The sequence below is a fragment of the Myroides phaeus genome (genome assembly GCF_009799805.1).
Taxonomy (GTDB): Bacteria; Bacteroidota; Bacteroidia; order Flavobacteriales; family Flavobacteriaceae; genus Flavobacterium; species Flavobacterium phaeum_A.
In genome coordinates this window covers 458299-477835 of sequence record NZ_CP047050.1, presented here as the reverse complement: position 1 = coordinate 477835, position 19537 = coordinate 458299, and the positions used below count along the sequence as shown (strand labels likewise).

General features: G+C 32.4%; 18 protein-coding genes. 9 read left to right on the top strand and 9 right to left on the bottom strand.

What is annotated here, in order from left to right:
* Position 1: 1 nt before the first annotated feature.
* On the bottom strand, positions 2-592 hold the full coding sequence (locus tag GQS07_RS02230; RefSeq protein WP_158209436.1) for a superoxide dismutase: 591 nt from the start codon (positions 590-592) through the stop codon (positions 2-4).
* A 454-nt stretch (positions 593-1046) separates the two neighbouring features.
* On the opposite strand from GQS07_RS02230, the gene pdhA reads away from it, so the two are divergent.
* The 6 genes from pdhA (at position 1047) to GQS07_RS02200 (ending at position 7170) form a co-directional block, all read left to right on the top strand.
* Positions 1047-2045, top strand: a complete 999-nt coding sequence (pdhA, locus tag GQS07_RS02225) for a pyruvate dehydrogenase (acetyl-transferring) E1 component subunit alpha (protein ID WP_158209435.1) — start codon at positions 1047-1049, stop codon at positions 2043-2045.
* A 9-nt stretch (positions 2046-2054) separates the two neighbouring features.
* Complete coding sequence (locus tag GQS07_RS02220; protein ID WP_158209434.1) at positions 2055-3683, top strand: dihydrolipoamide acetyltransferase family protein; 1629 nt, start codon at positions 2055-2057, stop codon at positions 3681-3683.
* 143 nt (positions 3684-3826) lie between these two features.
* Complete coding sequence (locus GQS07_RS02215) at positions 3827-4759, top strand: M28 family metallopeptidase (protein WP_158209433.1); 933 nt, start codon at positions 3827-3829, stop codon at positions 4757-4759.
* A gap of 1 nt (position 4760) precedes the next feature.
* Complete coding sequence (locus GQS07_RS02210; protein WP_158209432.1) at positions 4761-5438, top strand: SDR family NAD(P)-dependent oxidoreductase; 678 nt, start codon at positions 4761-4763, stop codon at positions 5436-5438.
* A gap of 12 nt (positions 5439-5450) precedes the next feature.
* Positions 5451-6074 (top strand): SprT-like domain-containing protein, encoded by a 624-nt coding sequence (locus tag GQS07_RS02205; protein ID WP_158209431.1) that lies wholly within the window; start codon positions 5451-5453, stop codon positions 6072-6074.
* Between the two features lie 7 nt (positions 6075-6081).
* Positions 6082-7170, top strand: a complete 1089-nt coding sequence (locus GQS07_RS02200; RefSeq protein ID WP_158209430.1) for a mannose-1-phosphate guanylyltransferase — start codon at positions 6082-6084, stop codon at positions 7168-7170.
* Between the two features lie 215 nt (positions 7171-7385).
* Here the strand turns inward: GQS07_RS02200 and GQS07_RS02195 are convergent, their stop codons facing one another.
* The 3 genes from GQS07_RS02195 to GQS07_RS02185 form a co-directional block, all read right to left on the bottom strand.
* Positions 7386-8162 carry an ABC transporter ATP-binding protein gene (locus tag GQS07_RS02195; protein ID WP_158209429.1) on the bottom strand — a complete coding sequence of 259 codons (777 nt, stop codon included), beginning with the start codon at positions 8160-8162 and terminating at the stop codon, positions 7386-7388.
* Between the two features lie 3 nt (positions 8163-8165).
* Positions 8166-8912, bottom strand: coding sequence for an MlaE family ABC transporter permease (locus GQS07_RS02190; RefSeq protein ID WP_158209428.1), 747 nt, complete (start codon positions 8910-8912; stop codon positions 8166-8168).
* A 67-nt stretch (positions 8913-8979) separates the two neighbouring features.
* Positions 8980-9834 (bottom strand): glycosyltransferase family 2 protein, encoded by an 855-nt coding sequence (locus tag GQS07_RS02185; RefSeq protein ID WP_158209427.1) that lies wholly within the window; start codon positions 9832-9834, stop codon positions 8980-8982.
* Positions 9835-9955: 121 nt separating this feature from the next.
* Between GQS07_RS02185 and GQS07_RS02180 the strand changes: the two genes are divergently transcribed.
* Positions 9956-11425 carry a lipopolysaccharide biosynthesis protein gene (locus GQS07_RS02180; protein ID WP_158209426.1) on the top strand — a complete coding sequence of 490 codons (1470 nt, stop codon included), beginning with the start codon at positions 9956-9958 and terminating at the stop codon, positions 11423-11425.
* A gap of 899 nt (positions 11426-12324) precedes the next feature.
* Here the strand turns inward: GQS07_RS02180 and GQS07_RS02175 are convergent.
* The 3 genes from GQS07_RS02175 to GQS07_RS02165 form a co-directional block, all read right to left on the bottom strand.
* Positions 12325-13242, bottom strand: coding sequence for a DMT family transporter (locus tag GQS07_RS02175; RefSeq protein ID WP_158209425.1), 918 nt, complete (start codon positions 13240-13242; stop codon positions 12325-12327).
* 302 nt (positions 13243-13544) lie between these two features.
* On the bottom strand, positions 13545-14750 hold the full coding sequence (locus GQS07_RS02170; protein WP_158211312.1) for an MFS transporter: 1206 nt from the start codon (positions 14748-14750) through the stop codon (positions 13545-13547).
* Positions 14751-14844: 94 nt separating this feature from the next.
* Complete coding sequence (locus tag GQS07_RS02165; RefSeq protein WP_158209424.1) at positions 14845-15765, bottom strand: helix-turn-helix domain-containing protein; 921 nt, start codon at positions 15763-15765, stop codon at positions 14845-14847.
* 231 nt (positions 15766-15996) lie between these two features.
* On the opposite strand from GQS07_RS02165, the gene GQS07_RS02160 reads away from it, so the two are divergent.
* On the top strand, positions 15997-16176 hold the full coding sequence (locus tag GQS07_RS02160) for a hypothetical protein (RefSeq protein ID WP_158209423.1): 180 nt from the start codon (positions 15997-15999) through the stop codon (positions 16174-16176).
* A gap of 76 nt (positions 16177-16252) precedes the next feature.
* Here GQS07_RS02160 and GQS07_RS02155 read toward each other — a convergent pair whose 3' ends face one another.
* Complete coding sequence (locus GQS07_RS02155) at positions 16253-17311, bottom strand: 3-oxoacyl-ACP synthase III family protein (protein ID WP_158209422.1); 1059 nt, start codon at positions 17309-17311, stop codon at positions 16253-16255.
* 167 nt (positions 17312-17478) lie between these two features.
* The gene (locus GQS07_RS02150; RefSeq protein WP_158209421.1) at positions 17479-18546 is read right to left on the bottom strand and encodes an alpha/beta hydrolase; all 1068 of its coding nucleotides are present in this window, start codon (positions 18544-18546) and stop codon (positions 17479-17481) included.
* A 139-nt stretch (positions 18547-18685) separates the two neighbouring features.
* On the opposite strand from GQS07_RS02150, the gene GQS07_RS02145 reads away from it, so the two are divergent.
* Positions 18686-19300, top strand: coding sequence for a hypothetical protein (locus GQS07_RS02145; protein WP_158209420.1), 615 nt, complete (start codon positions 18686-18688; stop codon positions 19298-19300).
* Positions 19301-19537: the final 237 nt, after the last annotated feature.

The following is a 19537-nucleotide window of genomic DNA, read 5'->3' as shown; positions in this document are numbered from 1 at the left end:
ATTATTCTAAATTTTTAGAAACGAATTTCCAATTAACGTGATTCCAGAATTGTTCAATAAATTTTGGTCTCGCATTTCGGTGATCGATATAGTATGCGTGTTCCCAAACATCTATAGTCAATAATGGTTTTTTATTGAATATAATTGGTGTATCTGCATTGCTTAAAGCTATGATTTCTAATTTTCTTTCAGGTGTTAAAACTAGCCAAGTCCATCCTGCACCAAATAATTTGGTAGCTGTGTTACTAAACTCTTCTTTGAAAGATTCTATAGATCCAAAATCTCTTATTAGTAGTTCTAACAATTGTTTAGAGGGCATCTCTGTAGAATTAGGAGTGATACAATTCCAGAAAAAACTATGATTATAGTGTTGAGCTGCATTGTTATAAATTGCCGTCTGTTTTTTTATATAAGCTTCTTTTATAATAGTATCAAGGTTGTAATTTTCCCATACAGAATTTTCTATTAGTTTGTTTAAGTTCGTAATATACGTTTGATGATGTTTTCCATAGTGGTAATCAAACCCCTCTTCAGTGATGAAATTTTTAAAGGCGTCTTTCGAATAATTTAATGTTGGTAAATTGAATTTCATTGTCTTGTTTATTTATATTAGTTGTGTAAAAATATAATTTTAGATTAGACTAAAAAAATAATAATCAATAAATATTATTTTACATTGTAAATCAAGATGGGTTTTAATTGCAATATTGAGAGGTGTATATGGAATTAAAATTGCTTTATTAGAAGTGTAAATAGTATTTGATAAAATCGTTTTTAGCATAAGTGTATAATTGACTATATGCCATTTGTTTTAAGAAATAAATGAGTATTTTTAGTTTTCGTTTTAAGTGTTTTTTGCATGTGTTTATGTTTTAAATATAATATTTTCTTAAAAAAAGTTTAACTATTGCTATCGATTCCAAAATATTTCAAATAAATTTTCCATTGTAAAGTAGATGTACTACTTTTGCTATTCCACAGTATTGTGGAGAATTGAGAAAGTCTGTATTTTGAGCGGAAAAGCCGCTTACGAAAAGTAAAGTCATATGAAAGAAATTACAAAAGAAGTTTATCTAAAATGGTATGAAGACATGCTATTTTGGAGAAAGTTTGAAGACAAGCTAGCCGCTTTATATATTCAACAAAAGGTAAGAGGTTTCTTGCATTTATATAACGGACAAGAAGCTGTTTTGGCAGGAGCTTTACACGCAATGGATTTGTCGAAAGACAAAATGATTACAGCATACAGAAACCACGTTCAACCAATTGGTTTAGGTGTGGATCCAAAAAGAATTATGGCTGAGTTATTAGGAAAAGGAACTGGAACATCTCAAGGTTTAGGTGGATCTATGCACATTTTTTCTAAAGAGCATAATTTTTACGGAGGACACGGAATCGTTGGAGGACAAATACCTTTAGGAGCGGGTCTTGCATTTGCTGACAAATATTTTGATAGAAAAGCTGTTACAATGTGTTACTTCGGTGATGGTGCAGCACGTCAAGGTTCATTACATGAAACATTTAACATGGCAATGAATTGGAAACTTCCTGTTGTATTTGTTATCGAAAATAATGGATATGCAATGGGTACTTCTGTTGAGCGTACTGCAAATCATACTGATATTTGGAAACTTGGTTTGGGTTATGAAATGCCTTCAGGTCCAGTTGATGGTATGAATCCAGTTAAGGTTGCTGAAGCAATGTACGAAGCTATTGAAAGAGCTCGTCGTGGAGATGGTCCAACATTGTTAGAAATGAAAACTTATAGATATAGAGGACACTCTATGTCAGATGCTCAACACTACCGTACAAAAGAGGAAGTTGAAGAATACAAAAAAATAGACCCTATTACTCAAGTTTTAGATATAATTAGAGAGAAAGGGTTTGCAACAGAGGCAGAGATAGAGGCTATGGATCAAAGAGTAAAAGAACACGTTTTAGAATGTGAGCGTTTTGCTGAAGAATCTCCATATCCAGAGAAAAATGTTATGTATGATGTAGTATACGAACAAGAGAATTATCCTTTTTTACCTCATAGATTATAAAAAAAAGTTATGGCAGAAGTAATTACAATGCCACGCTTAAGCGACACTATGACAGAAGGTGTTGTGGCTGCATGGTTAAAAAAAGTTGGAGATAAGATTTCTGAAGGAGATATCTTAGCAGAAATTGAAACAGATAAAGCAACAATGGAATTCGAATCATTTCACGAAGGAACATTGCTATATATCGGATTACAAGAAGGAGAGTCTGCTCCAGTAGATTCATTACTTGCTATTATTGGTAATGAAGGAGAAGATATTTCATCTTTAGTAAATGGAGGTGCTAAAACTGAAGTGACTGAAGAAAAAGTAATCGCTCAAGAAGAAGTTAAAGTTGCAGCTCCTGCTCCAAAAGCAGCAATGCCAGCAGGTGTTAAGATTGTAACTATGCCTCGTTTGAGTGATACTATGACTGATGGTACAGTTGCGTCTTGGATCAAAAAAGTTGGAGATAAAGTAGAAGAAGGTGATATTCTTGCTGAAATTGAAACAGATAAAGCAACAATGGAATTTGAGGCATTTGAGTCTGGAATTTTATTGTATGTGGGAATTCAAGAAGGTGAGACTGCTCCTGTAGATAGTGTATTAGCTATTTTAGGACCAGAAGGTACTGATGTTTCTGCTGTACTTAATAATATTAATAATGGTGGTGCTTCTGAAGCAGCTCCAGCACAAGAGGCTTCAACTGTTGTTGAGTCTGTTAAAGAGGAAGTAGCTGCTGCTCCAGTTGTTGAATCAACAACTACTTCTGGTAGAATTTTTGTTTCGCCTTTAGCTAAGAAAATTGCTGAAGAAAAAGGTGTTAACTTAAATGAAGTTAAAGGTTCTGGAGAGAATGGACGTATCATCAAGAGAGATGTTGAGAATTTTGTTCCGGCTGCAAAAGTTGCTGCTCCTGCTCAAAATGTACAAGCTCCTGCTGCAAAAACTGAAGTGAAAACTTTTGTTCCTGCTGGTGAGGTTAGTGTAGAAGAAGTTAAAAACTCTCAAATGCGTAAAACTATTGCTCGTCGTTTAGGTGAGTCTAAGTTTACTGCTCCTCATTACTATTTAACTATTGAGATTGATATGGATAATGCTATGGCATCTCGTAAAATTATCAATGATTTACCTGATACAAAAGTATCATTTAATGATATGGTAGTTAAAGCGTGTGCAATGGCTTTGCGTAAACACCCTCAAGTAAATACACAATGGAGAGAAGACGCAACAGTTTATAATCACCATATTGCTATTGGTGTTGCTGTAGCTGTAGAAGATGGTCTTGTTGTTCCTGTATTACCTTTTACAGATCAAATGTCATTAACGTCTATTGGAGGAAAAGTAAAAGAATTAGCTGTAAAAGCTAAGACTAAAAAACTTACACCTGCTGAAATGGATGGAAGTACATTTACTGTATCTAATTTAGGTATGTTTGGAGTTCAATCATTTACTTCTATTATTAATCAACCTAACTCTGCTATTTTATCAGTTGGTGCAATTATTGAAAAACCAGTTGTTAAAAATGGACAAATTGTTGTTGGTAATACTATGACTGTAACTTTAGCTTGTGATCATAGAACAGTAGATGGTGCAACAGGTGCACAATTCTTACAAACATTAAGAAGTTATATTGAGAATCCAGTTACAATGTTGGCATAATCAATATTATAAATATTACTAAAAGCTCATTTCAAACGAAATGGGCTTTTTTGTTTTATAGATTTCTTCTTTTTACGCGTTTTCAACTTGAATTGTTTTCTTAAGTTAAAGTGCTTTTTGTATTTTTGATAAAAATATTTTAAATGAAATTATATAGTTTTCTGGTTGGACTATTGTTAGTAGGATGTTCTACTATGAAGTCATCGTCAACAGAATTAGTAAGAGCAGATAAAGAGCGTATTTCAAATACTTTATATTATTTAGCATCAGATGAGTTAGAGGGACGTGATACTGATGCAGAAGGAAATAGAAAAGCTGCAAGTTTTTTAAGTGAACACTTAGCAGGTTATGGTATCTCTCCTTTCTTTACCTCATATAATGATACTTTAAGTAATGTAAATAATAGTTGGAATGTTGTAGGTGTTATTCCAGGAAATGATAAAGTTTTGAAGGATGAAGTAGTTGTGTTGGGGGCTCACTTTGATCATATTGGCATTCAAAAAGCGATAGATGGTGATTCAATTGCTAATGGAGCAAATGACAATGCTGCAGGTAGTGCAATTATGCTTGAATTAGCCAGAAACTTAACTAAAATGGATAATAAGAGAACTATATTAGTTGCTTTTTTTACTGGTGAAGAAAAGGGATTATGGGGATCAAAACATTTAGCAAAACGATTAAAAAGTGAAAATGTAAATGTGGTTTCTATGCTTAACTTTGAGATGTTAGGTTTAGCTATGAAGCGTGATTATATGACTTACTTAACAGGTTATGATGAATCAAATCTTGCTGAGAAATTGAATGAGCTTGCAGGTGAACCATTGGTAGGCAAGCTTGAAAAGGCAGAGGAGTTTAAACTATTTAAACGTTCAGATAACTATCCGTTTTATTTAGAATTTAAGATTCCAAGTCAAAGCTTTAGTTCATTTGACTTTGAGAATTATGAATATTATCATCATGTAAAAGATGAGGCTCAATTTATGGACTTAGATTTCATGACTTCATTTACTAATAAATTAATACCTGTAGTTAGTAAACTAGTTAATTTACCTACAGGAGATATAAGATTGAAATAATATGAAAAATATAATTGTAACAGGTACTAGTAGAGGTATTGGATTAGAAACTGTGAAGAAGTTTGCTGCATTAGGACATAATGTTTTAGCTATCTCACGTAAGGTTTCTGAAGAATTATTAGGAATGACTAATGTTATTTGTTTGTCTGTAGATATTACAAAGGAAGAGGACTTAAAGAAAGTTTCTATTTTTCTTGAGGACAATTGGAAACACGTAGACGTTCTTGTAAATAATGCTGGAGCTATTGTTAATAAGCCATTTGAACAACTTACGAAGCAAGATTTTGATAGTGTATACCAAGTAAATGTTTTTGGTGTAGCACGCCTAATTCAGCTTTGCATTCCATATATGAAAGTAAACAGCCACGTTGTTACCATTAGTAGTATGGGAGGAGTTCAAGGGGTAATGAAATTTGGTGGTTTAGCTGCTTACAGTTCGAGTAAAGGAGCTGTTACGATTTTGAGTGAATTATTAGCTGAAGAATATAAAGACAAAGGAATTTATTTCAATGTTGTAGCTTTAGGTGCAGTGCAAACAGAAATGTTAGAAGAGGCATTTCCAGGTTATCAAGCGCCAATTACTCCAGATGAGATGGCAGATTATATTTGTAATTTTGCTATCAATGGTAATAAGTTTTTTAATGGGAAAGTGCTTCAAGTATCAAGTACAACTCCTTAAAAGTAAATAAAATTGATAGAAAAGTTAAGACCTTACATACCAGAACAAGCATTAGGAGGGGTATTTGAGTTGATTAAACATTATGAGGTACATCTTAAGATAGTAAATGAACGTGTTACAAGACACGGTGATTATACTAGAAATACTGATGGAAAGCATTTAATTACTGTAAATTCAAATCTTAATCCTTATCGGTTTTTAATGACCTTAATTCATGAAATAGCGCATTTAGTAGCTTTTCAGAAATATGGTGGTCGTATAAAGCCACATGGTGTTGAATGGAAAAAGACTTTTCAACTATTAATGTTACCTTTTTTAAGACCAGAAGTTTTTCCAAATGCTTTGTTACCGCTCTTGGCTAATCACTTTAGGAACCCATCAGCGAGTAGTGATACAGATGATAGGCTGTCTATAGCAATGAGAAGGTATAATGTTCAGGATAAAAGTGATAACACGTGTTTTATATATGAGATTCCATTAGGAAGTCATTTTAGAACGCATAATGGGAAAATATTTAAAAGAGGACCTTTAAGAGTTAAAAGGTTTGAATGCTTAGAAGTATCAACGGGTCGTATTTACACTTTTAAAGCGAATGCTGAAGTAGAAATATTGACTCATTATGTTGTAAATAGATAATATATATATGAGTTCAAATTACTATGCTGTTATAATGGCAGGAGGAGTAGGGTCACGTTTTTGGCCGGTTAGTACTCCTGAGTTTCCAAAACAGTTTCACGATATGCTTGGTTCAGGGGATACTCTGATTCAAAAGACTTTCAAGCGTTTGTCGCAACTTATTCCTCAAGAGAATATTTTGATACTTACGCACGAGAATTACAAGGGTATTGTAAAGGAACAATTGCCATTAGTAGCTGACAATAATATTATATTGGAACCAGCAATGAGAAATACAGCACCTTGTATTCTTTATGCTGCTATGAAAATTAAAAAGAACAATCCAAATGCTGTAATGGTAGTTGCACCAAGTGATCATTGGATTGAAGATGAGTTGCAATTCATTTCGAATTTACAGCGTACATTTGATGTTTGTGAGCGCGATAGTGTTTTAATGACATTGGGTATTTTACCTACTTTTCCAAATACAGGATATGGTTATATTGAGTTTAATAAGTTAGACTCAAGACCTATTAAGAAAGTAGTTCAGTTTCGTGAAAAGCCTGATTATGCAACTGCACGTAAATTTGTTCAAAGTCGTCATTTCTTATGGAACTCCGGTATTTTTGTATGGAGTGTAGGAGCAATACTGGATGCGTTTTCTGAGTTTCAACCTGCGATGTCAGAGCTTTTCGACCAAGGATTTGAAAAGTATAATACAGCTGATGAAAAGTCGTTTATAGATGAAAATTATTCAATGGCAGAGAATATTTCTATTGACTATGCTGTAATGGAGAAAGCAAACAATGTATATGTGCTACCAGCTACTTTTGATTGGAATGACTTAGGTACTTGGGGATCTTTGTATGATAAGTTACCAAAAGATAATTCTGATAATGCCATAGTTAACGCACAGGCTTTCTTTAATAATGCTACAAATAACGTAGTACGTACAGATAAAGATAAGACAGTTGTTATTGATGGTTTAAACGATTATATCATAGTTGATAAGGAAGATATCTTATTAATTTATCCGAAGAGAAAAGAACAGGAAATTAAAAATGTTAGTCGTTATGTAGAATCTGAATTGGAGAAGAAAAACAAGTCAGAAGATTAAGCGATAAACATCGATTATATTTTAAAACAAAAGGCTTAGAGGTATCTCTAAGCCTTTTGTTTTATCTGCACCCTCAACATTAAGTAAACAAAAGAAAGTGGTTTAAAAAGTGGTTTATTAAGCTTCTTATGTCTTTTGTGTACTTGCTAATGGGAGTCTATTTTGTAATATAAAAAAAGGCTCAGTTTTTTACTGAACCTTTCTTACTTAATATATTATTTATTCTCTTTTCCAATGTGTCTTATTGCTTCACGTACCATTCTAAATAACTCAGAAGAATAAACGAAATCTACAACATCTTCATTATTTGTCTGAATGATTTCTTTATTGTTACCAGACCAAGCTAAAACCCCATTTTTAAGGAATACAATATGTTCTCCAATTTCAAGAACAGAGTTCATATCGTGTGTATTAATAACGGTTGTAATACCATATTCGTGAGTGATCTCTTGAATCAAGTTATCAATTACAATAGCTGTTTTAGGATCCAATCCTGAGTTAGGCTCATCACAAAATAAGTATTTCGGATTATTTACAATTGCTCTTGCAATAGCAACCCTTTTTTGCATACCACCTGATATTTCAGCAGGTCTTTTTTTATGAGCATTGATTAAATTAACACGTTCAATTACCTCGTCAACACGCATTTTAATCTCTTTCTCTGTTTTTGTAGTAAACATTTTAAGAGGAAAAGCAATGTTTTCTTCAACAGTCATTGAGTCGAAAAGTGCACTACCTTGGAATACCATTCCAATTTCAGTACGTAAGTCTCTTTTTTCCTTTTGAGTTAGATTAGCATAAATACGCCCATCAAAAGAAATATGACCGCTATCAGGAGTGTGAATACCTAATAGTGTTTTAAGTAATACTGTCTTACCAGAACCACTCTGTCCAATAATTAGGTTTGTTTTTCCTGTTTCAAATGTAGTACTGATTCCTTTTAAAACCTGAGTACCATCAAATGATTTAATTATATCTTTTACTTCAATCATATCTTAATTACTTAAAAGAAGAGAGGTTAATACGTAGTTTGTCAAAATGATAGCTACACTTGTCCATACGAAAGCAGTTGTACTCGCTTTACCAACTTCAAGAGCTCCACCTTTCATATAATATCCAAAGTAAGACGGAATGGTTGCTAAAAGGAAACCAAATAACGCTGTTTTAATAAAAGCATACGCAACGTGGAAAGGAATGAAAGTGTCTTGTAATCCAATTATAAATTGTTCTGATGTAACAAAATTTCCCATTACACCGCCAAACCATCCTCCTAAAATACCAAGGAACATACTAATTCCAATAACGAATGGGTATAATAAAACAGCAACTAATTTTGGAAAAACTAAGTAGTTTAATGAACTAACCCCCATCACTTCCAAGGCGTCAATTTGTTCAGTAACTCTCATCGTACCGATGCTTGATGTGATGAAAGATCCCATTTTACCAGCCATAATGATTGATATAAAAGTAGGAGCAAACTCAAGAATTACTGATTGTCTTGTTGCAAAACCAATAAGGTATTTTGGAATTAAAGGATTCGTTAAGTTTAAAGCTGTTTGGATTGCAACTACACCTCCTACGAAGAAAGATAAGAAACAAACAATTCCTAAAGAACCGATGATTAAGTCATCAATTTCTTTAAAAATAAGCTCTTTCATAACCTTCCATTTAGTCATCTTGCTAAAGATTTCTTTTAGCATAAGAAAGTACTGTCCTATATGTGTTAATCCAGATTTGATCATAAAAATTAAAATATCGGCTAAATTACCAATTACAAATGAGTTTTGAGTTTATTAGAGCAAAAAAAGACTAAAGCAGTTTAGATTTTATCTTCTGCCAGCGGTATTTTCTAATGAATTTACCTTGTTCTTCATTCACTAAATAAGGTTGTTTTTCTCTTTGTGCTTTGAAGTACCCTTTCAGATAATCTACAAAAAGAAGTGTTTTTTTCTTTTTAGTTGCCAATTTTAAACCAGCGATAGCTGTAATAACTAAACCGTAGTGGAGTCTGTAAAAAGCCTCACCTTGTTTATATCTTGCAGACTTATCATAATTAGCACCTGTAGGTTTAAGATGTTTCACTTTGAGAGATTCAATAGTGACTACTTTCCAATTGTAAAAACGACATAGTAATTCATCGACAGTGTCCCATCCCATAGCTGTTCTCAAACCACCAATTTGCTCAAAGCACGATTTTCTATAGGCTTTAAACGCACCACGAATATGTTCTTTATCAGTTAAGTTTTCTAAAATCCATTGTCCACTTTTCTCAATATAAGCAAATCCTCCAACCATACCGATTGTATTATCTGCTGCGAACGTATTAGCAATAGTTTTAAAATAGTTAGTAGGTAAGATTAAATCTGCATCTAATTTTACAATAAAGTCGTAATCTAATACAGGGGCAAGAGAATCTAAACCATAGTTAAACGCTTGAACAACCTTACTACCCGGTAAATGAATGGCCTCAGATTGTTTGTTGACAAGAGTAATCCAAGAATAGTTGTTCGCATACTGTTGAACAATAGTCGCTGTATTATCAGTAGAATTGTCATTGACCACGATGAGTTGTACGGGAGGCAAAGTTTGCTGTACCATACTATCTAATGTTTTGGATATAAAATCCGCCTCATTAAACGCAGGCATAATAACAATATAGTTCATTATCTTTAAGTCTTGAAAATTTAGATTAATAGTCTAAGATAACCATCAAAAGACAAATTTAAAAAAAATAGTAGTTAAGCATTTATTAGGAAGTATATTTGTAAGCATAATAAGTTAATTAATGGGGAGTAAGATTTCTACAAAACAAGCCTTTTTGTTTACCGCGATTAATTACATCGGGGTATTAATAGGTGTAATATCTACTGTTTTAATTTACCCTCAAGACAAAGAAATGCTTGGTATCATTCGCTTTGTTGATGCTTGTGCACAAATACTATTTCCTATCATTGTACTTGGAAGTACACACGCGTTAATTAACTTCTATCCCAATTTAACCGAGAACTTACAAAAAAAACTATTCAGTTTTAGTTTACTATCCTTAGGAAAGCTCGCTTTGGTAGTAGGTGGACTTATTTATGTTGGCTCTTTTTTCTACAAAGGAGATGACATTAAATATGTCTATATGGGATTTCCATTGGCAATAGCAATGGCTTATATTGAGCTATTCAGAAGGCAAGCTACCAATTTGCAGAAGTTGTCTTTTCCCACATTCTTTGAAAAGATAATTCCTAAAATAGCTTTACCTGCCGTTTTTTTAATGGTGATTTATACAGGTTATACAATTAATCAAGCTATAGGATATTACATCATTGCCTATTATATCGTTGCATTTGTAATAGGGGTTTATATTTATAAGCACTTCAAATACAAATGGCATTGGAATTATAAAGACTTATTTCAATCAGTCAGTAAAAAAGAATATTACTCTTATAGTCTATTCGCATTTGCAGGTAGCTTTGGTTCTTTTTTTGCCTTTCGAGTAGATTCACTAATGATACCATATTTCATTTCTTACGAAGCCAACGGAACATATAATATCGGAGTTACCCTTGCCTCAACCTTAGCAATTCCAGCTACAGGTGTGTTTGCTTTATATGCTCCTATCATTTCAGATTTGATTAAGAGAGTTCAATTACGTGAACTTAACCAGAAGTATAAAGAAGTAGCTCGTAATTTATTCTTTATAGGAATGCTATTGTTTACGTGTGTAGCAGTCGGAATAGAGCCGTTGTTTAGATTACTACCTACTTATGATAAGTTAGCCCCATCTATCCCTATAATCTATTTATTGGGAGTAAATGTGGTTATAAATATGTCAACAGGATTCAATAGTGAAATAATTTCTTACTCAAAATACTATCGCTTTAACCTTGTGTCCATACTAAGTTTAATGGTATTAAATGTAGCTCTAAATTACTTGTTGTTGACACAAACTACACTTGGTATATTTGGAGTAGGGTTAGCTTCTTTATTGTCATTAACCTTATTTAATATTGCAAAGACATACTACATCTATCACAAGATGAAACTATGGCCTTTCGACCTTCAGTTCTTCAAGCTATTGATGACAATGGTGTTGGTTGTTTTAGGAGTATTTGCAATACCGATGAATATTCATCCTTTATTCGAACTATGTATTCGCGTAGCACTTGTTTTAGTTATCAACGGGTATTTTATCTTCCGCACCAATTGGGTAATTGGAATAAGACAAGTTTTAATGAAGTTTATTAGTAAGTTTTTAAAACGATAAGGATGAGGTGTAAAAGTTACACACTAAGCATACATATCCCTTTTCTAAAATAAACGTAGATTTAAAATGTAAAGCATTGGATTTTGCTTGCAATAAAGAACACATTAAAGTGTAGTTTTAAATACACCATGTTCGGGACATCTACCACACAAGTACCACAGAGGCTCGGAAAAGGAGGCTTTTTACCGAAGGTGTCTGGTATTTGTGTGGTACTTGTCTGAAACAAGTACAAAAGAAGCTTGTAATGACAATACTTTAAAACATCTCCTTTTAGTTAATAGAGCTACTAAAAACCAAGCATTAGCCAGGTCTCGTCATCTTCTAAACAAACGTCAACACAATTAAACTGAAGATTAAAAAGAAAGAGCGAGTAGTTATTACTAAACTTACTCATTGGTTTAATATTGTTTATTAAACTTCTCTATAATCTTTTAATACTGCTTTAAAGACTTTCGAATACAATACTGAGAAATTATTAATTACTTTAATACTATAAGTAGGAGTGTTTCTGCAGAATCCTTTAATGCGAAAGTTAAGCATTGGAGAAGTGATGGAGATAGAGTCTTATCTATTTTAGATTAACTAAAGTTTTTGCTTAGCCTCCAACTTTTGTTGTTGATCTAAGGATTATTTACCTATTATACTTCGCTTTTACAGGTTTTGTTACCTCTTTATTAGACTACTTTTCTTCGTTTATTGTATCTCTGTGATAAGGATTAAGGTTGTGCATTGTTAGTAAACAGAATAATAATTAGACAACACACAATTAGGAACAAAGGGAGAAGGAGGTAAGTTGTGATATTGGCTACTGTGAAATTGAAAAACATAGTATGCATATAAAAAATAAGGCGATGTCTTAAAGAAGACACCGCCTTAGAGCTATATTGAATTGATTTGTTTTAAAGTTCTGGTTCTGGCAATACTTTTTTCTTAATCATAGTAAGCAGTATAATTGTAACAATAATACACAAACTACCTAACCAATCCATGGTATGGAACTGTACTCCGAAATAAGTAATTGCTATAAACGTAGCAGATAATGGTTCGGCACAGGCAAGTAAACTTGCACGTTGTGGCCCAATATTTTTAATAGCATTTAAGAAGATGTAGAATGGAATTAAAGTTCCTAAAAACACGATAAATGCAACTACTAAATAAGTATCTGTATCCCAAATTCCTTCCAATTTATGAGGAGGGTGAATGATACTCATTGCTGTTCCTGCGATTAACATACTCCAACCAATAATTGAAATTGGACTATATCTGTTTAATAAATGCACAGGCATAATTGTATAAGCCGCTAATGCTAAAGCAGAAGCAATACCCCAGCTCAATGCCGTTGGTGTAATGTTTAAACTTGTAATATCTCCGTGGGTAACTAATAAGAAGGTTCCCAACATAGCAAGACCAATAGCTAAAAATTCAATAGGCTTAGGCCATTTTTTTAATCTTAATGCTAAGTAAATAGCAATAAATACCGGACCTGTATATTGTAAAACAGTTGCTGTAGCAGCATTTGAATGTAAGATTGTTACAAAATATGTATACTGAACAGTTAGCATTCCAAGGATACTAAACACAACTAAGTTGATTGCGTCTTTTTTATCCTTCCATATTTTCCACACATCAGGATTTTTTTGTAGAATACCGAAAATCAGCATAAGTATTCCTGAAACTAATAATCTAACGGTTACTAACCATTCGGCGTTGAATTCTTTTTCTGTAAAAAGAAATTGTGCGAAAGTACCTGATACACCCCAAAGCATCGCTGCGAAAATAGCAGATGCAAAGCCTAAAAATTTGTTGTTTAATTGCATTTTATATAACGTACGTCTAATACATTAAGAGTTAAAAAAAAGAAATATTCCTTATTCGAAATATTGCGCAAAAGTACATAATTAAAAGCCTGAATATTCAGATAATATAGTAGATGAAGCGTTTTATTTAGTATGCATTTTTTGGTTTATTTCTTTGATGGAATTAATGCAATAAATCTTGAATGCTTACTTATTGTTTAAGATATTATGCTTTTTTGATTTGATTGGTATTCTTTAGCAAAAAGAAAACAAGACAGGTATGAGTAATCTTGTTTTCTTTCAGTCTTTTTTTGCCTGAAGTATTATTTACTTATTGCATTTTTTGTTGCTTGTATGCGAATTGCAATAATTGCCATTAATAAAGCTAATGCCATAAATAAATAGCGCCATACCAAACCTGCTTGTGTGTCAATCACCCCACTTGATGAGATAATAAAACTTGTGATTGATGTTAATATGTAAACTAATCCGCCCATTAATCCCCCTGCTGTTCCTGCATTGTTAGGGAAGAACAGCATAGTTGAGGTAAAGAAATTATTAAAGATAGTTCCTGAGCAAATGTGTATAATAAACAAGAATGGCATTAAAATAAGTAAGCTTTGGTAAAACTGGCTTAGGATAAGCAATGCTATAATTAAGGACATTTGGATAATGATAGGGCGTGTAATTCGTTGTTTAAAGGGAACGTGCATTCTGCGTTTACCAATTAATCCACCAATCATCCACGAAAAACCAAGAATCAGTGTACAGTAACCAATAGTAACTGAGTTGAAATGAAATGAGTTTTCAATTAAAAAGGGTCCTGCAATGTTAAAGATCATAATGATTGAGTAGCTGAAACCAAGGATTAAGATACCTGTCATAAACATTTTATTAGACAACATCATTCCATATAAAGCCATTGTTTCTTTAATATTGAACTTCTTTTTTTCGGGGATACTCTCTGCGCCTACCCATAGGTCAAATAGTAAAATTACGGCGGAGTAAATAGCTAAGAAGTAAAAGTTTGCGTGCCAAGAAAACAGTTTTTCTAAGTAACCTCCTAAAAATGGAGCGATGATAGGACCACACGACCAAGCAACCGTAAAGTAGCTTAAGAAATAAGTACGTCTTTTTTCATCATATATATCAATAAATATGGCTCGCGTTGCCACAACTAATACGGCAATAGCAATACCTTGAATAACGCGAATCAAACAAATTAATAGGATATCATCTAAAAATGTGATTGCTAAATTAGTTAGGATTAACGATAACAAGGCAAGTAAACGGGGTTTGTAACGCCCAATATTATCCAATAAGGTACCTACAAATAATTGTGATATTCCGTAGCTAAGCAAGTAACACGTTAGCGTTAGTTGAATGTCTTTTTCAGAAACGACCAATCCTTTTGCCATAGAGGGAAAAGATGGTAAGTAGATATCAGTTACAAAACCTGATAGGGGGACAGAACAAAAGGCTAAAATAGTGGCTATTTTTTTTCTTTGCTCAGAAGCTTCTCTTAACATAAGTGTTTGAATTGTTGTTTGTGCGTGCAAAATTAATTGCACAAGAATAGTTTGACATTAAAAAAGTCAAAGGGATAATTACGAAAATCAAAGATTAGTGTTTCTGTGCTGTTCGAAACTGCAAGGGAGTGATTTCTGTATGTTTTTTAAAAAAGTTATTAAAGTGTGAGGGTTGATCAAAACCAAGTGTATAACCAATTTCATTGATATTCCAGTTTGTGTGTATCAAAAGACTCTTCGCTTCACCTAATATTCTCTCTTTAATTAATTGAGTTGTTGTTCTTCCGGTTGCCGTTTTTATAGCTGAGTTTAAATGGTTGATATGCACATTTAACTTTTGAGCAAAATGAGCTGGAGCAGTCATTTGCAAAGGGTAAGCAGGCGAGTCTAATGGGAATTGATTATTTAGTAACTCATCAAATTGTCTAAACAATCTTGATGCATTTGTTGATTCAGAAATTTCAATATCAGTAACACTAAGTTGTAAAGCTTGGTGAAGTATGAGTGCTAATAAATTTCTAATGATTTCAAACTTTAGAGGATAATTGCTATTAGAAGAGTCATATATCTGTTTGAAATAGGTGTTTATCAACAACAGTTCCTCATCATTTAAGAACACAAGAGGTTTGCTCCATTCTTTGAAAAGAGATGTTTTTTTAAAAACGTCAATACTGTTGTGTTCATTAAAAAACTCTTGATTAAACAAACAAAAAAAGCCTTCTTGTTCAGTACTATGGCAAATCCATTCATAAGGAGTAGTAGGGCAAGGTAGAAATAGAGCAGGTTTGTCAATAAAGATTTTGTGTTGTCCATATCTTAATTCACCTGTTCCTATGATTAAGCAAATTTTGTAGAAGTCACGTCTGTTATAGGGAGTTGGGAAACTGCAATATTTTCGTTTGTTGATGTTGAAATGAGATTTTCCTGATTGGTATTCCTCTACACTAAAAGAGTAGTGTTGTTTTGTTTTTGCAAATCGGTAGTAATCAGAAAGCGTTTGTAATTTATCACTCATCAAAATAGATTTGTCATTTTAGGGGGACAAAATTACTAAAATCAAATTTATGGGACGCTGTTAAGATGATTATTTGTTCTTTTTATTGTTTGTATGGTACAAAAGGTTGTTTTCGAACTAAGACACATTGTTTAGTAAAGAAATGGCAAAGAAATTGAGAAAATAAATTTTGTGTAGCTCTTTCTTTTAACCAATAAGGAGAGGGTTTAGAATAATAAAAAAGAGAAGTAAATGGATAAGTTAAGTAAATTAATGGTAGCATTAATTATTATGTCAACAGTAGTATTGTTGATAGATTTGTTTGATGTTTTCGCAAGAGAAGGGATTAGATTTTTTTGTTACGCTATATTATTGGTAGCAGGAATAACTTTTTTCTTTGTAGATAGGAATAGTGTTGATAGTGAAGAATAGTGATTTTATTGTAAAACATAGCCCCCGTAAAGTTTAACTCTACGGGGGCTATGTTTATTTTAGGGTACTTGTAGTTCTAAATTTGATAAGTAAAAGCATTAATGTTCATTCCAGCTCCTACAGATGCAAAAAGTATTATATCACCTGTTTCAAAGCTGTGGTTTTCTATTTCTTTATTGATAATCATATCGTATAAAGTAGGAAGGGTAGCTACACTACTATTACCTAATTTTTGAATATTCATAGGCATAATATATTCTGGCATTTCCATATCGTATAATTCGTAAAAGCGTTTTACAATGGCTTCATCCATTTTTTCATTCGCTTGGTGAATCATAACCTTTTTAATTCTCTTGATATCAATTCCACTTTTATCAACACAACTCTTCATTGCTTTAGGAACATTTAGAAGAGCAAACTCGTATATTTTACGTCCATACATTTTGATGTACTTTGTGTCTTTATCAAGATCTGGATTATATGATTTTCCGAAGTGAATAAAGAAAGCTTCTTCTAATGTATGACTTGCACTTTCAACAGATAAAATACCTCCACCATCGTGAGTACGCTCAAGGATAGTAGCACCTGCTCCGTCAGCGTAAATCATAGAGTCGCGGTCGTGTAGGTCAATTACTCTTGATAACGTTTCAGCTCCGATTACTAAACAACGTTTAGCCATTCCAGCATTCATAAAAGCATAGGCTTGAATTACTCCTTGTAACCAACCAGGGCAACCAAATAAAACGTCAAAAGCTACGCAACTTGGATTAGCTATTTTCAAGTTGTGTTTAACTCTTGCTGCTAAGCTTGGTACAATGTCAGATTGAATAGTACCGTGTTTAATATCTCCAAAGTTGTGTGCAAAGATTATATAGTCAAGAGTTTCAGGGTCGATATTTGCATTTTGAATTGCGCGTTGAGCAGCAATTGTTCCGATGTCAGTTGTTGTTAGATTATCCTGTACATATCGTCTCTCTTCAATTCCTGTTATTTGTTGAAGTTTTTTAGCTATGCGTTCATTATTATCTTTTAATGGTAAACCATTTTCATCTCTAAAATCAAACTGACCAAAGTCTTGATTGCCTATTACTTTAGTAGGAATATAGCATCCAGAACTTACAATTTTAATATTCATATTGTTATTGTTGGTTAATATCTTAGTAAACTTATGTTTTTCATTTTTAAAAATGAAGTAATTTGCTTTGTTTTTTAGCATATTAACGACCAAATGTATGCCATTATTGCTTTTTTATAGTTTATTTCTTTATTTAGTTTTAAAAAACAAATAATACAGGTTGATTATTACTTTTCTTTTTTGTTAATAATCATACATTTAGGATAATGTTTTTCTTTATATTGAATTAAATAATCAACGACTGCAATTTCATTATTTTGTTGGAAATATTTTATGATAGTTGTTAGGTATTGCTCATTAGGGACTAATATAAAGTGAATGTTTTTGCTTAGAGTATTAAAGGAATTCTCTAATAAGTGATGATCTGTTTTAAGCTGTTTAAAGTTTATTTTGTATCCTTCAAAGATATATCGCAAGCCGTCTAAATTTCCTTTCATTGGGATACTGCCGTGGTCTTCTCCTGCATATTGTATGTATTCGTATTGTAGATTTAATGGTGGATTATTCGTAACGAATTGATCAAATTCTTTAATAGCATTATAGTGTTCAGTAAGATGGTCTGTATTTTCTTTTTCATCTACTTGAGTTAAAAATAACTTTCTGTTTTGAAAGTCATAATCTTTAGCGTTGTGATAGTTTTGTAAGATAATTTTATTGTCCCACCAAATACTTGGGTCGTGTACAATGTAAGCATTAAACATAGAGGTTCTCGTTAATAGGTTATTTAATGCTGTTATTCCTCCAAAAGAATGTCCTATTAGTATATTGTAACCTACGGTTCTAAAATTTGTATTGATGTATGGAAATAGCTCCGTTTCAATGAAATCAAAGAATAAGCTATTTCCTCCAGAGTCTCCTTTAATTTTACTGCTTTGTTCTTGGGACATAGCAGCAGTGTTTTGTGCTGTTGGCGTTAGATCCCTTGTTCTATTTGTATTGACAATTCCTACAATTATCATCTCAGGAATTGAAGGATAGGGGTATTTAGATAGTTTTTCAACATAAGCGGATAAGTAGTTAAAGTTAGATTCACTATCCAGTAAATAGATGACGGGATAGTGTTGAGGTGTTAATGTACTATCGTTATAAGATTTCGGTAAGTAGATTTGTATTGTTCTATTTTCTTTTAAAACAGATGATGAAATAGTATAAGATGTTCCTATGGTAATAGGTTCTTGTGCAGTAGAGACAAACGAGAGTAAAAAAGTAAATAAGAGAATGATATAGTATTTCATAAATAAGAAAAATAAGGTTGTTATGAGTACAAATATAGTTCCTTGTTTAAAATCATTCTAATCTATAAGGAGTGTTTTTTGACAATAATGCGGTCAAATAATTGTAATTTTACGGTTAGTGAATAAATTAGGTTTGATTATGAGTAGATTAGTTTTTTCGGTTATTCTTTTTGCTTGTTCCATTATGGGGTTTGGGCAACAGAATAAACCTAAAGTTGAAATAATAGTTTTAGATTCTAAGGTTAAAGATAATAGCTTGGTTACAGTTGTTTTGTTAAACAATACAAATGACACTTATTGGTTTCCGTGGGATACATCAGACTTAGCATATAGTGCGAGTATTGGAAGTACTTATGAAAATATGGTGTTTTTATTACAACAAAAAGTTTACAATGTTGTAGAAAAAGTAGATGAGCCTGTTTTAGTAAGTGCGAGTTTTGATTCATCATCAATCTTAGCGAAATGGCAAGAGAAAGTGAGAAATAAAACTGTAAGTGATTATGTAATAGTTAAGCCTAAAAGTCATATTCAATTGCGACTTCCCTTTAAAGTTGTGAAAGAATTGGTTCCCGCTTGGTATGCTCCACAAGAGAAAGTAGTAGAAGGAGGTTTTGAATATTATGTAAATTATAATTTGATTCCTAAGAATGTTGAACAGTTAGTAGGAGAGAAGATATTTAATCAAGTAAGTGCAAAAGGATATAAATTATACACAGAGCCTTTAAAATCTAATAAGGTGCCGATTGTAAAGTAAGTGAAATAAAAAAAGAGAAGCTGACTAACCTCTCTTTTTTTAATTTAGTAAAATAAAAATAATACCTTCCTTTGGCTTATGTAAAAGTAGGACCATATTTTAGGTCAAATTATGATAGCTGTCATTTTTTTAAATGTTTTAATTCTTTAATTAAAAAGACGGTTAGAATCACAACTACTGATTTGCATTGATTTGTTATGTTTTATGTTAGTAATGTGTTTGATTCGTGATATTTTA

What these genes read in the sequence shown, in the direction of transcription:
- GQS07_RS02230 (WP_158209436.1), bottom strand. Translation starts at nt 592, where the DNA reads ATGAAATTCAATTTACCAACATTAAATTATTCGAAAGACGCCTTTAAA.
- pdhA (WP_158209435.1), top strand. Translation starts at nt 1,047, where the DNA reads ATGAAAGAAATTACAAAAGAAGTTTATCTAAAATGGTATGAAGACATG.
- GQS07_RS02220 (WP_158209434.1), top strand. Translation starts at nt 2,055, where the DNA reads ATGGCAGAAGTAATTACAATGCCACGCTTAAGCGACACTATGACAGAA.
- GQS07_RS02215 (WP_158209433.1), top strand. Translation starts at nt 3,827, where the DNA reads ATGAAATTATATAGTTTTCTGGTTGGACTATTGTTAGTAGGATGTTCT.
- GQS07_RS02210 (WP_158209432.1), top strand. Translation starts at nt 4,761, where the DNA reads ATGAAAAATATAATTGTAACAGGTACTAGTAGAGGTATTGGATTAGAA.
- GQS07_RS02200 (WP_158209430.1), top strand. Translation starts at nt 6,082, where the DNA reads ATGAGTTCAAATTACTATGCTGTTATAATGGCAGGAGGAGTAGGGTCA.
- GQS07_RS02195 (WP_158209429.1), bottom strand. Translation starts at nt 8,162, where the DNA reads ATGATTGAAGTAAAAGATATAATTAAATCATTTGATGGTACTCAGGTT.
- GQS07_RS02190 (WP_158209428.1), bottom strand. Translation starts at nt 8,912, where the DNA reads ATGATCAAATCTGGATTAACACATATAGGACAGTACTTTCTTATGCTA.
- GQS07_RS02185 (WP_158209427.1), bottom strand. Translation starts at nt 9,834, where the DNA reads ATGAACTATATTGTTATTATGCCTGCGTTTAATGAGGCGGATTTTATA.
- GQS07_RS02180 (WP_158209426.1), top strand. Translation starts at nt 9,956, where the DNA reads ATGGGGAGTAAGATTTCTACAAAACAAGCCTTTTTGTTTACCGCGATT.
- GQS07_RS02175 (WP_158209425.1), bottom strand. Translation starts at nt 13,242, where the DNA reads ATGCAATTAAACAACAAATTTTTAGGCTTTGCATCTGCTATTTTCGCA.
- GQS07_RS02170 (WP_158211312.1), bottom strand. Translation starts at nt 14,750, where the DNA reads ATGTTAAGAGAAGCTTCTGAGCAAAGAAAAAAAATAGCCACTATTTTA.
- GQS07_RS02165 (WP_158209424.1), bottom strand. Translation starts at nt 15,765, where the DNA reads ATGAGTGATAAATTACAAACGCTTTCTGATTACTACCGATTTGCAAAA.
- GQS07_RS02160 (WP_158209423.1), top strand. Translation starts at nt 15,997, where the DNA reads ATGGATAAGTTAAGTAAATTAATGGTAGCATTAATTATTATGTCAACA.
- GQS07_RS02155 (WP_158209422.1), bottom strand. Translation starts at nt 17,311, where the DNA reads ATGAATATTAAAATTGTAAGTTCTGGATGCTATATTCCTACTAAAGTA.
- GQS07_RS02150 (WP_158209421.1), bottom strand. Translation starts at nt 18,546, where the DNA reads ATGAAATACTATATCATTCTCTTATTTACTTTTTTACTCTCGTTTGTC.
- GQS07_RS02145 (WP_158209420.1), top strand. Translation starts at nt 18,686, where the DNA reads ATGAGTAGATTAGTTTTTTCGGTTATTCTTTTTGCTTGTTCCATTATG.